Raw genomic sequence first — 14,423 nt, forward strand, 5'->3', positions numbered from 1 at the left:
CATATCGTCACAAACCCGGCATATTTTCAGCTTGTCGGTTCCAGTCGGGCGTCCCGTCGCACGAGGGCCGCATACCGCCCTTCGCGCTCCAGCAGCTCCTCGTGGGTCCCACGCTCGACCACGCGGCCGGAATCCAGGACGACGATCTGGTCGGCGCCGCGGACGGTGGACAGCCGGTGGGCGATGGTGATGGTGGTCCGGTCGGCCGACAGGGCCTCGATCGCGGCCTGCACCGCCGCCTCGGTACGGGTGTCCAGCGCACTGGTCGCCTCGTCGAGGACGAGCACCGGAGGGTCGCGCAGGATGGTCCGGGCGATCGCCAGGCGCTGTTTCTCGCCGCCGGAGAAGCGGTGGCCGCGTTCGCCGACGACGGTGTCGTAGCCGTCCGGCAGGGCCGCGATGTGGTCGTGGATCTGGGCGGCCTTCGCCGCCGCGTGCAGCTCCTCGTCGGTGGCGTCGGGCTTGGCGAAGCGCAGGTTGTCGGCGACCGACGCGTGGAAGAGGTACGTCTCCTGGGAGACGACGCCGACCGCGCGGGCCAGAGTGTCGAAGTCGAGGTCGCGCACGTCCACCCCGTCGAGGGTGACCCGTCCGCCGGTGACGTCGTAGAGCCTCGGCACCAGGTGGCCGAGCGTGGACTTGCCGGCGCCGGTCGGGCCGACGACGGCGAGGCTGCCGCCCGGCGGGACCGTGATGTCGATGCCGTCGAGGACCGGGCCGCCCTTGCCGTCGTAGCCGAACGAGACCTCCTCGAAGCGGACCTCGCCCTTCACCCGCTCCAGGCGCACCGGTTCCTCGCGCTCGGTGATGTCGATCGGCAGATCGAGGTACTCGAAGATGCGCTGGAAGAGGGCGAGCGAGGTCTGGATCTGCACGCCGGTGGACAGCAGGCTGACCGCCGGGCGGAAGAGGCCTTGCTGGAGGGAGACGAACGCGACGATGGTGCCGATCGACACCCCCGGGCCGCCCGAGTGCATGGCGAGGCCGGCCGTCCAGTAGATGACCGCGGGCATGGCGGCCATGACGACGGTGATGACCGCCATGCGCCAGCGGCCCGCCATGTTCGACCGCACCTCCAGGTCGACCAGCCGCTCGGACTCGTCGGCGAAGGCCGCGCTCAGGGAGTCGGAGCGGCCCATCGTGCGGCCGAGCAGGATGCCGCTGACCGACAGCGACTCGGTGACCGTGGCCGCCATCGCGGCCATCTGCTTCTGGCGCCGGGTGGTGATCTTCTTGCGCTCGTCGCCGACGCGGCGGCTGATCCAGACGAAGACCGGCAGCAGTGCCAGCGACACCATCGTCAGGCGCCAGTCGAGCGCGAGCATCGCCACGATCGTCGCGACCACGCTGGTGAGGTTGGAGACCAGCGAGGTCGCCGTCGAGGTGACGGTGGCCTGCATGCCGCCGATGTCGTTGGCGATGCGGGACTGCACCTCGCCGGTGCGGGTGCGGGTGAAGAAGGCGAGCGACATGCGCTGCAGACGCCCGTAGACGGCGGTGCGCAGATCGTGCATGACGCGCTGGCCCACGGTCGTGGAGATCAGGGTCTGCAGCACGCCGAAGACGCTGGTGAGCACGGCGCTGAGGATCATGCCGAGCGCCAGCAGGCTGAGCAGGCCTGTGCGGCCCTCGGGGAGCGCGACGTCGAGGATCGCCTTCAGCAGGAACGGCGAGGCGACCGACACGAGCGACGACGCCCCGACGAGCAGTCCGACGATCGCGAGGTGGCCCCGGTAGGGACGGAAGAGGCGCAGGATGCGCCGCACCTGCCGGGGCTCCTGCTCGGCTCCGGCGGGCGGCGTCCATGCGGGTGCGTGATCGGGGTGCATGGTCTCCTTCGGGACAGGGCTCTCGGTGAACGGTATTCATTGTTACCTGTACTCACAATGAACGGCATCCTGATAATGTTCCCGCATGACCGCCCCCGACCCCGACGGCCTGCTGGCCGAGCAGCTGCTCCGGCTCACCCGCCGGGTGCATCGCATCCAGAAACGCCATCTGGAGCGGCGCGAGCTCGGCATCACTCCTGCCCAGTCCCGCCTGCTGCGCACCCTCGCGCACTACGGCTCGCCGCCCCGCATGGCCGACCTCGCGGAGCGGCTGGAGGTGGTGCCCCGCGCGGTGACCACGCTGGTCGACGGGCTCGAGGCGCACGGCAAGGTGCGCAGAGTCCCGGATCCGGCCAACCGGCGGGTGATCCGCATCGAGCTGACCGACGAGGGCCGCGAGACGCTCCGCGAACTGCGCGCGGCGCGGCGGGCGGCGGCCTCGGAGATTCTCGCCCCCCTGGGCGAACGGGAACGGGAGCAGCTCGGGGAGCTGTTGAACACCCTGGTCGACGGTCCGCCGGGGCCGCCATGTGAGGAGGGGACCACTCAGCGGCCGGGCGGCCGCGACAGCTGACGCCCGCCCCGGACGCCACGCGCCCCGCACGCGGGCCGTGGCCGGGAAAAACCAGTTGCCCAGGTGTGCGTGGCGGAGTCAACCTGTCACGGTTTGCTGCCGCCGCCCAAGGACGTCCGCGGTCCTGCTCCGAGCCACTGGGACACCATGCAGATTCATGACCTTCCGTACCTCGATCCGGGCGTGCCCGACGCCCGCTCGGGCCCTCGATTCCTGTGGTGGCTCTTCCGCAACCAGTTGGACGGACAGCTGAAGTCGCTGGCCTGGGGCCTGCTGCACTTCGCGTCCGTGGCCTCGCTGCCGTTCTGCGTCGGCGTCGCCGTTCAGGCCGCGGTCGACCGCTCCGGCGGGCGGCTCGCGCTGGCGGGCGGGCTGATGGCGCTGGCCTGCGTGGGCAACGCCGTCGGCGACACCTTCCTGCACCGCTCCGCCGTCACCAACTGGATCACCGCCGCCGCCCGGGTCCAGCAGCTCCTCGGCCGCAAGGCCGCCGTGCTGGGCTCGGTGCTGACCCGGCGGGTGGCCGCGGGTGAGGTCGTCGCGGTCTCCACGGGTGACGTGGAGAAGATCGGCTGGTTCGTGGAGGCCCTGTCGCGGTTCACCGCCGCCGCCGTCACCATCGTCGTCGTCACCGTCGGCCTCCTCGTCTACCAGCCCGCCCTGGGTGTCGTCGTCGCCGTGGGACTGCCCGTGCTGGCGCTCGCGGTGCTGCCGCTGCTGCCCCGGGCCACCCGGCGCGCGGACGTCCAGCGCGAGAAGGCCGGACGGGCCACGGAGCTCGCATCGGACACCGTCGCCGGACTGCGGGTGCTGCGCGGCATCGGCGGCGAGGACCTCTTCCTGGACCGCTACCGGCGCGCCTCGCAGGAGGTCCGCCACGCCGCCGTGCGCAGCGCGCGGATGTGGTCGCTGATCGCGGCCGTCCAGGTGCTGCTGCCGGGCCTGCTGCTGATCACGGTGGTCTGGTACGGCGTCCGTCTGGCCCGTGACGGCCGGATCGACGTCGGTGAACTGGTCACCGTCTACAGCTCGGTGATGCTCCTGACCTATCCCCTGCGGCATTTCGAGGAGATCGCGATGGCGTACTCCTTCTCGCGTCCCTCGGCCCGGCGGGCCGCGCGCGTGCTGTCGCTGGAGCGGGCCATGGACACCGCCGGCACGCGTGCCGCCGAGATCCCGGCGGGCGACCTGTACGACCCGCGGACGGGGCTGTGCGCCCCGTCCGGGTCGCTCACCGCCGTGGTGTGCGGGGACCCGGACGCTGCGGGACGGCTGGCCGAACGGCTCGGCGGGCACGCCGCGCAGGAAGGCACCTCGGTGCTGCTCGGCGGGGTGCCCCTCGACGAACTGCCGCTGGACAGCGCTCGTACGGCCGTGCTGGTGCAGGACAAGGACCCGGTACTGCTCTCCGGCACGCTGCGGGAGCTGCTCGACGTGCCGGCGTCCGGCTCGGTGGACCCGGGGGCGGCGCTGGACGCCGCGCAGTGCCAGGACGTGCTGGCCGCGCTGGTCCAGGGCTCGCTGGGCGCCGAGGACCCGATGGACGCCCGCATCACCGAACGCGGGCGGTCGCTGTCCGGCGGGCAGCGCCAGCGGCTCGCGCTCGCCCGGTCGCTGGTCACCGACCCGGAGGTGCTGGTGCTGGACGAGCCGACCTCGGCCGTCGACTCGCACACCGAGGCGCGCATCGCCCAAGGCGTGCGCTGCCTGCGGTCCGGGCGCACCACGGTGGTGTTCACCTCGTCCCCGCTGCTGCTGGACCGCGCCGACCGGGTGGTGTTCCTGCACGAGGGCACGGTCGTCGCGGTGGGCGGCCACCGGGAGCTGGTACGCACCGAGCCCCGCTACCGGGCCGTGGTGACCCGCGAGACGGAGGAGGAGACGGCGTCGTCCGCCGCGCTCCGCGCCGACGCCGGCGGGCGGCGCCCGGACGAGGTCCCGGACGGCCTCCGGGAACTGGAAACGCTCGAAGAGATCGAGGAGACGGCATGATCGGCGTCGCGCCACCGGCGTACGACCCGGCGGCCCCGACCACGGCCAGCACGCTGCCGGTGGGCGCGCCCGCGACCGTACGCGCGTACGTGGCCGAGCTGCTGCGCCGGCACCGGCGGGCCTTCCTGCTGCTGGTCGCCGTCAACACGGTCGCGGTGATCGCCTCGATGGTCGGCCCCTACCTGCTGGGCGGGCTCGTGGAACGGGTCTCGTCCGGCGCGCGGGAGCTGCACCTGGGGCTCACCGCAACGGTGTTCGTGACCGCCCTCGTGGTGCACGCGGGATTCGTACGGCAGGTGCGGCTGCGCGGGGCGATGCTCGGCGAGCGGATGCTGGCCGACCTGCGCGAGGACTTCCTGGTGCGGTCGGTCGGACTGCCGCCGGGCGTGCTGGAGCGCGCCGGCACCGGCGATCTGCTGTCGCGCATCACCACCGACATCGACCGGCTCGGCAACGCCATGCGCGAGGCCGTGCCCCAGCTGGCGATCGGTGTGGTGTGGGCGGCCCTGCTGCTCGGCGGCCTGGTCGTCACCGCGCCGGAACTGGCGCCCGCGGTGCTGGTCGCGGTGCCGCTGCTGGTGGCCGGCTGCCGCTGGTACTTCCGCCGGGCGCCGGGAGCGTACCGCTCGGAGGCGGCCGGGTACGCGGCGGTGGCCGCCGCGCTCGCCGAGACCGTGGACGCCGGGCGGACGGTGGAGGCGCACCGCCTCGGCCCGCGCCGGGTGGCGCTGACGGACCAGCGGGTGCGGGAGTGGACGGCCTGGGAGCGCTACACGCTGTGGCTGCGCTCGGTGCTGTTCCCCGTCGTCAACATCACCCATGTCACGGTTCTCGGGTCGGTCCTGATGATCGGCGGGGTGTTCGTGCTCCAGGGCTGGATCGGCGTCGGTCAGCTGACGACGGCCGCGCTGATCGCGCAGATGATGGTCGACCCGGTCGGGCTGATCCTGCGCTGGTACGACGAGCTGCAGGTCGCGCAGGTGTCGCTGGCCCGGCTGGTCGGCGTGCGGGACATCGAGCCCGACGCCGGGGACCCTGACATGACGCCCGAGGGGCGGCGGATGCGGGCGGACACCGTGCACTTCGGCTATCTGGAGGGCGTGGACGTCCTGCGCAAGGTGTCCCTCGAGGTGCCGCCGGGGACCCGGATGGCCCTGGTGGGTCCCTCGGGCGCGGGCAAGTCCACGCTGGGCCGGCTGCTCGCGGGGATCTACGCGCCGCGGGAGGGACGCGTCACCCTCGGCGACGCGGAACTGTCCCGCATGACCGCGGAACGGGTCCGCTCCCACGTCGCCCTCGTCAACCAGGAGCACCACGTCTTCGTCGGCTCCCTCCGCGACAACCTGCGGCTCGCCCGCACCGACGCGCAGGACGCCGAGCTGTGGGCGGCGCTCGGCGCGGTCGACGCGGACGGATGGGCGAGGGCGCTGGAGGACGGGCTGGACACGGAGGTCGGCTCGGGCGGGTTCGCGCTCACCCCGGCGCAGGCGCAGCAGATCGCGCTGGCCCGGCTGGTGCTGGCTGACCCGCACACGCTGGTCCTCGACGAGGCGACCTCGCTGCTCGACCCGCGCGCGGCACGTCACCTGGAGCGGTCCTTGGCCCGCGTCCTCGACGGCCGCACCGTCGTCGCCATCGCCCACCGCCTGCACACGGCCCATGACGCGGACGTCATCGCCGTCGTCGAGAACGGCCGCATCAGCGAACTGGGCAGCCACGAGGAACTGGTCGCGGCGGACGGGGCGTACGCGGCACTGTGGCGCAGCTGGCACGGGTGACCGGGGCTCGCGCCCCGGGGCTGTCCTGGGTCGCGGGGGCTGTTGGATCCCGGAGGCTGTCGGATCCCGGAGGCTGTCGGATCCCGGAGGCTGTTGGATCCCGGAGGCTGTCGGATCCCGGAGGCTGTCGGATCCCGGAGGCTGTCGGATCCCGGAGGCTGTCGGATTCCGGAGGCTGTTGGTTCGCGGGGTGTCACAGGTCGGCGGGTCCTCGGGGCGGGGCGGCCCAGGGCGGGCGACCCCGCGGGCGTGGCAGCCCCAGGGCTCGGTGTCCTCGGAGCGGGAGGGTGTCCCGGGGGCGGGAGCGTGCCCCGGGGGCGGGAGGGTGTCCCGCAGCCCGCCGCTTCGGGGCGGGTGGCCGGCGACAGGTGTCTTCCGCCTTCCTGAGCCGACGGACCCGTCGCACCGTCGCCCGACGGTGCGGCGCCTCACCGTCGGCAGGTGAGCCCACACCCGCGCATGGCTCGCGAACGGGCCACCCGAGCCCTGCCCCGCGGGCGCCGTGTGCCTCGCAGGGTGGTGCCCTCGTCGGAGGCGCCGACGCTGAGGACAGCGGGTCGGCCTGCGCCGGTCACCGCGTGTGGCGTTGCGGGGACGGGAGATCCGGTGGAAGGCTGGAAGCAGGCATCGGCTACGGGAGCGTCCGGGCCCGGTGATCGGGTCCTGGCGGGTCCGGTGCCCGTGGAGACGGCCCGGTGCGGGCCACGGCGGGCGACGCGGCCCGCCCCACCCCCTGGAGGTGTCCGTGAACAGCGGTGACGGTTGGGGAGACGACGTCTACCAGCCCGACGCGTCCGAGATCCAGGACGACGCCGGACTGCTGGACGCCGAGGACACGCTGGAGACCGACGGTGTCGCCGACCCCCTCGACCGGGGCTGGTCCCCTCCCGAGCGGCCCTGGGCCGTGGAGCACTACGGTGTGACCGCCGCCGAGCAGCACGAGGGCGAGACCCTGGAGCAGCGGCTGGCCGAGGAGCTGCCCGACCTGCCCGTACCGGACGGCGACGGCGTCGGTGATTCCACCGGCACCGACGGGGAACTCCTGGACAACGAGGTCGGTGCGGCACGCTCCGGCCGCCTCGTCGCCCCCGACGAAGGGGCGCACGAGGACGACGAGGAGGCGCTGGTCGCCTACGACGTGGGCATCGACGGCGCCGCCGCCTCAGCCGAGGAGGCCGCCGTGCACATCGTCGACGAGGACAGCCTGCCGGGCTGACCCCGCCGTTTCCGGCCGCGCTCGCGGAACCCAGCCGCCCGAGGAGCATCCATGCAGAAGGACAAGCACCCCGACTACCACCCGGTCGTCTTCCGTGACCGGGCCGCCGGTTACGCCTTCCTCACCCGGTCCACCGCGTCCAGCGCGCAGACCATCGAGTGGGACGACGGCGAGACCTACCCGGTGGTGGACGTGGAGATCTCCTCGGAGAGCCACCCGTTCTACACGGGCAAGGCCAGGACCGTGGACACCGAGGGCCGCGTCGCCCGCTTCCAGCGCCGATACGGCGGCGAAGGTGGTGAGGGCGGCGGGAGCGGCAGCTGACCCCGCCGTCCGACGTCGCGCGCCATATGACGTCGCGCGCCATGTGACGTCGCGCGCTATATGACGTTGAGCGCCGCCGCGCAGCCCACGCCGCCCAGCAGCATGAACGCCGGCATCAGCACCTTCAGCTCCACCCAGCTGCCGGCGCGGAACCGCAGGGCCTTCGGCGGCCCGATCGGGTACCAGCGCTTGCGCCCCACGGGTATGGGCCACAGGATCGGGCAGCCGGAGACGGTCAGCGCGTCCCCGATGTCGTGCACGATCGCGCCGAGCACGATGGGCAGGCCGAGCCACAGGTACTCCTGACCGGGTTCGGTGAACAGCCAGCCGGCGCCGTTGCCGGGCTCGTCGAGGATGCCCGCGATGATCCACGCGCTGGTCGCCGCCAGCAGCCACACCAGCACCTCGCTGCTGGAGCCGCGGGTCGCCCGCCACAGCAGGCCCTCGATGGCCAGCACCATGTGCACGAAGAGGATGAACAGGACCGCCCAGCGGCCGCCTGTGATCGCCAGTACCGAGGTGCCGCCACCGATGAGGACCGCCCACAGCCAGGTGTGGGTGAGAGTGCGGTGACCGCCCGAGCGACGGGGGTCGGCCGGTTTCTTCGTCGCTTTGTAGACCGCGTAGGACAGCTTGTCGACGATCTCGCAGAGCCAGCGGGAGACCGGGCCGAAGGACCTCGAGATGGTGGCCGCCTTGTGGTCCAGGTCCGGGGCGAGCGCGGCGCCGGCACAGATCAGCGCACCGGCCAGCAGCACGGGCCAGGGCATCGGGCGTCCGGCCGCGGCCGTCGCCGCCCCGACCCCGAGCCAGGCCGCGGCGCCCGACAGTGAGTGTGCTGGTCCCATCATGGCCTGTGCCCGCCCCATTCCTCTTTCGCCGCCGCCGGGTTGACCGGGGGCGCTGACGCTGCGCCGGCGACACAGCGTAGCGGTAGTGATCTTCGAGCCGACAGCCGATTCCCGCATCGGGTGTCCGGGCAGGCAAGATGGGGTGGTGACCCTCATCGATCAGCTGCCGCCGACCGCCGACCCCGACGCCCTGTACGAAGCCTTCGAGGCGTGGGCGCTGGAGCGCGGGCTCACTCTCTATCCGCACCAGGAGGAGGCGCTGATCGAGGTGGTGTCGGGGGCGAACGTGATCGTCTCGACGCCCACCGGCTCCGGCAAGAGCATGATCGCCGCGGGTGCCCACTTCGCGGCGCTGGCCCGGGACGAGGTCACCTTCTACACGGCCCCCATCAAGGCGCTCGTCTCGGAGAAGTTCTTCGAACTGTGCAAGATCTTCGGCACCGAGAACGTCGGCATGCTCACCGGCGACGCCTCCGTGAACGCCGACGCCCCGGTGATCTGCTGCACCGCCGAGGTGCTCGCCTCGATCGCGCTGCGCGACGGCAAGGACGCCGACGTCGGCCAGGTCGTGATGGACGAGTTCCACTTCTACGCTGAGCCGGACCGCGGCTGGGCCTGGCAGATTCCGCTGCTCGAGCTGCCGCAGGCGCAGTTCGTGCTGATGTCGGCGACGCTCGGCGACGTCTCCTTCTTCGAGAAGGACCTCACCCGGCGCACCGACCGGCCCACCGCAGTGGTCCGCTCGGCGACGCGGCCGGTGCCGCTGTCGTACGAGTACCGGTACACGCCGCTCACCGAGACCCTGACCGATCTCCTCGAAGCCCGGCAGGCGCCGGTCTACATCGTGCACTTCACGCAGGCGCAGGCCGTGGAGCGGGCGCAGGCGCTGATGAGCATCAACATGTGCACGCGCGAGGAGAAGGACAAGATCGCCGACCTGATCGGCAACTTCCGCTTCACCACCAAGTTCGGCCGCAACCTCTCCCGTTACGTGCGGCACGGCATCGGCGTGCACCACGCCGGCATGCTGCCCAAGTACCGGCGTCTGGTGGAGAAGCTGGCGCAGGCAGGTCTGCTGAAGGTCATCTGCGGCACCGACACTCTCGGCGTGGGCGTCAACGTGCCCATTCGCACGGTGCTGTTCACCGCGCTCACCAAGTACGACGGCAGCCGGGTGCGCACGCTGCGGGCGCGTGAGTTCCACCAGATCGCGGGGCGCGCCGGGCGGGCCGGCTTCGACACCGAGGGCTTCGTGGTGGCCCAGGCGCCGGAGCACGTCGTCGAGAACGAGAAGGCCCTGGCGAAGGCGGGCGACGACCCGAAGAAGCGTCGCAAGGTGGTGCGCAAGAAGGCCCCCGAGGGCTTCGTCGCGTGGAGCGAGCAGACCTTCGAGAAGCTCATCGGGTCCGAGCCGGAGCCGCTGACCTCCCGCTTCCGCGTCACCCACACCATGCTGCTGTCGGTCATCGCCCGGCCCGGCAACGCCTTCGAGGCGATGCGCCGCCTGCTGGAGGACAACCACGAGCCGCGCAAGCAGCAGCTCCGCCACATCCGGCGGGCGATCGCCATCTACCGGTCGCTGCTGGACGGCGGCATCGTCGAGAAGCTCGACGAGCCGGACGCGGAAGGGCGCATCGTGCGGCTCACCGTGGACCTCCAGCACGACTTCGCGCTCAACCAGCCGCTGTCCACGTTCGCGCTGGCCGCGTTCGAGCTGCTGGACCCCGAATCGCCTTCCTACGCGCTGGACATGGTGTCCGTGGTGGAGTCCACGCTGGACGACCCGCGGCAGATCCTCGCCGCACAGCAGAACAAGGCGCGCGGTGAGGCGGTCGCCGCGATGAAGGCCGACGGGGTGGAGTACGAGGAGCGCATGGAGCGCCTCCAGGACATCACCTACCCGAAGCCGCTGGAGGAGCTGCTCTTCCACGCGTACAACACGTACCGCAAGTCCCACCCGTGGGTCGGCGACCATCCGCTGTCGCCGAAATCCGTGGTCCGGGACATGTACGAGCGGGCGCTGTCCTTCACGGAGCTCGTGTCCCACTACGAGCTGGCCCGCACCGAGGGCATCGTGCTGCGCTATCTCGCGAGCGCCTACAAGGCGCTGGAGCACACCATCCCCGACGACCTGAAGTCGGAGGACCTGGAGGACCTGATCGCCTGGCTGGGCGAGACGGTGCGCCAGGTCGACTCCAGCCTGCTGGACGAGTGGGAGCAGCTGGCGAACCCCGAGGAGATGACCGCCGAGGAGGCTCAGGAGAAGGCCGACCAGGTCAAGCCGGTCACCGCCAACGCCCGCGCCTTCCGCGTGCTCGTCCGCAACGCCATGTTCCGCCGCGTGGAACTCGCCGCCCTCGACCAGGTGGACGCGCTGGGCGAGCTGGACGGCGAGTCCGGCTGGGACGCCGACGCGTGGGGCGAGGCGATGGACAGGTACTGGGACGAGTACGAGGAACTCGGCACCGGTCCCGACGCCCGCGGCCCCAAGCTGCTCATCATCGACGAGCAGCCGGAGAACGGCCTGTGGCGGGTCCGCCAGATCTTCGACGACCCGAACGACGACCACGACTGGGGCATCAGCGCCGAGGTCGATCTGACCGCCTCCGACGCGGAGGGCCGTGCCGTCGTGCGGGTCACCGACGTCGGCCAGCTGTGAACACGGGAGAGACGCACCCATGACGAACCCGGCCGAGAGCCTCGTCGACCTGCTCGACCTGGAGCAGATCGAGGTCGACATCTTCCGCGGCCGCAGCCCGCAGGAGTCCCTGCAGCGGGTCTTCGGCGGGCAGGTCGCCGGCCAGGCGCTGGTCGCCGCGGGCCGCACCACGGAGGGTGACCGCCCGGTGCACTCGCTGCACGCGTACTTCCTGCGCCCGGGCCGGCCCGGGGTGCCGATCGTGTACCAGGTGGAACGTGTGCGGGACGGCAGGTCGTTCACGACCCGCCGGGTCACCGCCGTGCAGCAGGGCCGCACGATCTTCAATCTCACCGCCTCCTTCCACAAGCCTGAACAGGGGAGCTTCGAGCACCAGTTGCCGCCGGCCCGCGAGGTGCCGGACCCCGAGTCGCTGCCGACGGTCGCGGACGAGATCCGGGAGCATCTGGGCGCATTGCCGGAGCAGTTGGAGCGGATGGCGCGCCGCCAGCCCTTCGACATCCGCTACGTCGACCGGCTGCGCTGGAAGCCGGACGAGGTCGAGGGCGCGGAGCCGCGCAGCGCGGTGTGGATGCGCGCGGTCGGGCCGCTCGGCGACGACCCGCTGGTGCACACCTGCGCTCTGACCTACGCCAGCGACATGACGCTGCTGGACGCGGTGCGTATCCCGGTGGAGCCGCTGTGGGGTCCGCGCGGGTTCGACATGGCGTCGCTGGACCACGCGATGTGGTTCCACCGGCCGTTCCGCGCGGACGAGTGGTTCCTGTACGACCAGGAGTCCCCCATCGCCACGGGCGGCCGGGGACTGGCCCGCGGCCGGATCTACGACCGGGAGGGCCGCATGCTGGTCTCGGTCGTGCAGGAGGGGCTCTTCCGGGCGCTGTAGGTCCGCTGACGGCGCGCGGGGCGGGGGACGCTCGGGGTGGTTTTCGGGCACCCGCGGCACCGGTGTCCCGCACGGGCGCCGGACGGCTCCGGCCGCCGCTGTGTCCGGCATCGCGAGCCGCCGGCGCGTCCGTTCACGGGCGCCCCGAGCCGCCGGCCGACCGGCGTCACGGACGCGTCGCCGTCCGGGCGGTCCGGTGACGCCAGCGGGCGAGCAGGCCTCGGCGTCTTGCGCTGTCGGCGGCGGCCGGGGTGTCCGGGCGGGCCGAAGCGGCGGGCCGGGCCGGCGGGGGCGCGAGCACCGGTCGGCGGGACGCGAGCGGCTCGGACGCGGATGTCGCGCGGCACGACGCGGACGGCCGGGGCGCCGGACGGTGGGCCCGGGCCTCGTCCACCAGGCGGGCCAGGTCGGCCCGCAGCCAGGCGATCTCGTCGTCGTCCCCGGGCCGTCGTGAGGTCCGCCGCGATCCGCGCCCCCGGCGAGTCGGGGTTCGCGCCACCGGGCGGACGGCGACGGAACGTGTTGAGATGAGACCGGTCGTAGGGGTCCCGTACCACCCGCGCCACGTGCAGCGGGTCGAGGAAGGACGCGACCGCACCCGCACGGGCCCAGGGGTCCTCGGCCTCCCGGAGCAGGAAACCGAGGTGCCTGCCGCGCCAGTTGCGGGGCCGCAGGTCGATCCCGGAGTCCAGCAGGCCGCGCAGCCCCTCGGGCGTACGCCCGGTCAGCAGCGCCGCGTGCTTCCCGTCGTCGCCGAACAGCCGTAGCTCGTCCGCGAGATAGAGCCAGACCACGGCGCGGTAGCGGTTCAGGTGGAACGCCACCGGGACCAGCAGGCCGAGCCTCGCCAGCCGGGTGAAGCGGCTCTTCGCCACTCCCAGCAGTTCGGCGCCTTCCGCGGTCCCCACGGCGTGCACGCTGCGGCGCAGCGCCTCGGGGAAGTCAGGGCCGGCCCTCAGCCGTTCGATCTCCGCCCGCGCGACCCGCCGCTCCCCCGGCACCCTCCCGGGGTCCGTGCGGACGCGGCCGAGTCGCACGGCCAGGTCGAACTCGGTGCGTCGCAGGCCCAGCTCCCGGGCGGCGCGGCCGGTCGTGACCCAGGAGTCGTCCTTGGCCGCCGCGACCGGGCCGGCACCCGTGTCGAAAGCCGTGACCGTGCGCTGCGTGGTGGTCGTCCGCTGTCCGGACATGCTCGTCTCCCCCGTGCGTATGGAGGGCCGGCGCCGGTTGCGCCCGCTCCGGGAAAGACGGTAGCCGTTCCGTCACACTCCGTGTCCACCCTGTGGAAAACCTCCGCCACCCTCACCACTAGGACGGCGAATTCGCAGGTCAGACGCCCGCGCCCGGCTCCGGTGGGCGTCGGGTGTCGACGTCCAGATGCTCGCCGACCCGGTTGACGAGCAGCGTCATCTCGTAGGCGATGTGCCCGATGTCGGCCTCGGCGCCGCTGAGCACGCACAGACAGCTCCCGGAGCCGGCGGCGGTCACGAAGAGCACCGCCTCGTCGAATTCCACCATCGTCTGCCGCACCCCGCCCGCGCCGAAGTGCCGCCCCGAGCCCTTGGCGAGGCTGTGCAGCCCGGACGAGACGGCGGCCAGATGCTCGGCGTCCTCGCGGCGCAGGCCGGTGCTCGCCCCCGTCACCAGGCCGTCGTTCGAGAGGATCAGCGCGTGCCGTACGTGTTCGACGCGCTGGGTCAGGTCGTCCAGCAGCCAGTCGAGTCCCTGGTTCTGCCCCATGTCGTGTGTTCCCCCCTGTTGTCCCCGTGTGCCCCGTGTGTCGTCCCTCCGGTCGGGAGGGTCCCTGCGCCAGCCTTCCCCACGACCGGGCGGCGGGCAAGGAAGATGAGAGCCATGGGACAGAAGATGACCGAGGAAGAGTGGCGGGCGTTCGTCTCGGACGGCACCCGCACCGGGAAACTGGCCACCGTCCGGGCCGACGGGCGTCCGCATCTCGCGCCGATCTGGTTCGTGCTCGACGGTGACGACGTGGTGTTCAACACCGGCGCGGCGACCGTGAAGGGGCGCAACCTGGCCCGTGACGGGCGGATCGCCCTCTGCGTGGACGACGACCGGCCGCCCTTCGCATACGTGATCCTGGAGGGCCGGGCGCGTCTCTCGGAGGGCCTCGAGGAGCTGCGGCACTGGGCGGCCCGGATCGGCGCGCGGTACATGGGCGAGGACCGCGCGGAGGAGTTCGGCGCCCGCAACGGCGTGCCGGGCGAGCTGCTGGTCCGGGTGCGGATCGACAAGGTGCTGGCCGAAAAGGGCGTGGCGGACTGACACCGGGCAGGGGCGTGGGGGGCGCCCGCCG

11 protein-coding genes and 1 pseudogene are annotated in these 14,423 nt (G+C 72.5%); 8 read left to right on the forward strand and 4 right to left on the reverse strand.

The window, feature by feature from the left end; translation table 11 throughout:
- Positions 1 to 26: 26 nt before the first annotated feature.
- Positions 27 to 1,829 (reverse strand): ABC transporter ATP-binding protein, encoded by a 1,803-nt coding sequence (locus tag MTR79_RS20825; RefSeq protein WP_244791737.1) that lies wholly within the window; start codon positions 1,827 to 1,829, stop codon positions 27 to 29.
- Between the two features lie 85 nt (positions 1,830 to 1,914).
- Between MTR79_RS20825 and MTR79_RS20830 the strand changes: the two genes are divergently transcribed.
- The 5 genes from MTR79_RS20830 (at position 1,915) to MTR79_RS20850 (ending at position 7,713) form a co-directional block, all read left to right on the forward strand.
- The gene (locus tag MTR79_RS20830) at positions 1,915 to 2,403 is read left to right on the forward strand and encodes a MarR family transcriptional regulator (RefSeq protein ID WP_086700637.1); all 489 of its coding nucleotides are present in this window, start codon (positions 1,915 to 1,917) and stop codon (positions 2,401 to 2,403) included.
- 147 nt (positions 2,404 to 2,550) lie between these two features.
- The gene (locus tag MTR79_RS20835) at positions 2,551 to 4,395 is read left to right on the forward strand and encodes an ABC transporter ATP-binding protein (protein ID WP_244791739.1); all 1,845 of its coding nucleotides are present in this window, start codon (positions 2,551 to 2,553) and stop codon (positions 4,393 to 4,395) included.
- Positions 4,392 to 6,173 (forward strand): ABC transporter ATP-binding protein, encoded by a 1,782-nt coding sequence (locus MTR79_RS20840; protein WP_244791741.1) that lies wholly within the window; start codon positions 4,392 to 4,394, stop codon positions 6,171 to 6,173. Before MTR79_RS20835 ends, MTR79_RS20840 begins: the two co-directional genes overlap by 4 nt.
- A gap of 745 nt (positions 6,174 to 6,918) precedes the next feature.
- Positions 6,919 to 7,389, forward strand: a complete 471-nt coding sequence (locus MTR79_RS20845; protein ID WP_086705082.1) for a DUF5709 domain-containing protein — start codon at positions 6,919 to 6,921, stop codon at positions 7,387 to 7,389.
- Positions 7,390 to 7,440: 51 nt separating this feature from the next.
- Positions 7,441 to 7,713 carry a type B 50S ribosomal protein L31 gene (locus MTR79_RS20850; RefSeq protein WP_086705080.1) on the forward strand — a complete coding sequence of 91 codons (273 nt, stop codon included), beginning with the start codon at positions 7,441 to 7,443 and terminating at the stop codon, positions 7,711 to 7,713.
- A gap of 56 nt (positions 7,714 to 7,769) precedes the next feature.
- Here MTR79_RS20850 and MTR79_RS20855 read toward each other — a convergent pair whose 3' ends face one another.
- Complete coding sequence (locus MTR79_RS20855; protein ID WP_048456387.1) at positions 7,770 to 8,564, reverse strand: metal-dependent hydrolase; 795 nt, start codon at positions 8,562 to 8,564, stop codon at positions 7,770 to 7,772.
- Between the two features lie 145 nt (positions 8,565 to 8,709).
- On the opposite strand from MTR79_RS20855, the gene MTR79_RS20860 reads away from it, so the two are divergent.
- Positions 8,710 to 11,223 carry a DEAD/DEAH box helicase gene (locus tag MTR79_RS20860; protein ID WP_244791743.1) on the forward strand — a complete coding sequence of 838 codons (2,514 nt, stop codon included), beginning with the start codon at positions 8,710 to 8,712 and terminating at the stop codon, positions 11,221 to 11,223.
- Positions 11,224 to 11,242: 19 nt separating this feature from the next.
- A complete protein-coding gene (locus MTR79_RS20865; RefSeq protein ID WP_102636937.1) occupies positions 11,243 to 12,109 on the forward strand; it encodes an acyl-CoA thioesterase II in 867 nt (288 codons plus the stop codon).
- 166 nt (positions 12,110 to 12,275) lie between these two features.
- Here MTR79_RS20865 and MTR79_RS20875 read toward each other — a convergent pair.
- Both MTR79_RS20875 and MTR79_RS20880 read right to left on the reverse strand, forming a co-directional pair.
- Positions 12,276 to 13,299: pseudogene (locus tag MTR79_RS20875) on the reverse strand (DUF6397 family protein).
- A 139-nt stretch (positions 13,300 to 13,438) separates the two neighbouring features.
- Positions 13,439 to 13,849: a roadblock/LC7 domain-containing protein gene (locus MTR79_RS20880; RefSeq protein ID WP_048456384.1), complete on the reverse strand. Its 411-nt coding sequence runs from the start codon at positions 13,847 to 13,849 to the stop codon at positions 13,439 to 13,441.
- Positions 13,850 to 13,963: 114 nt separating this feature from the next.
- Between MTR79_RS20880 and MTR79_RS20885 the strand changes: the two genes are divergently transcribed.
- On the forward strand, positions 13,964 to 14,392 hold the full coding sequence (locus MTR79_RS20885; RefSeq protein ID WP_048456383.1) for a PPOX class F420-dependent oxidoreductase: 429 nt from the start codon (positions 13,964 to 13,966) through the stop codon (positions 14,390 to 14,392).
- The last annotated feature ends 31 nt before the right edge of the window (positions 14,393 to 14,423 follow it).

The sequence above is a fragment of the Streptomyces sp. BJ20 genome (genome assembly GCF_022869105.1).
GTDB classification, from domain to species: domain Bacteria; phylum Actinomycetota; class Actinomycetes; order Streptomycetales; family Streptomycetaceae; genus Streptomyces; species Streptomyces griseoincarnatus.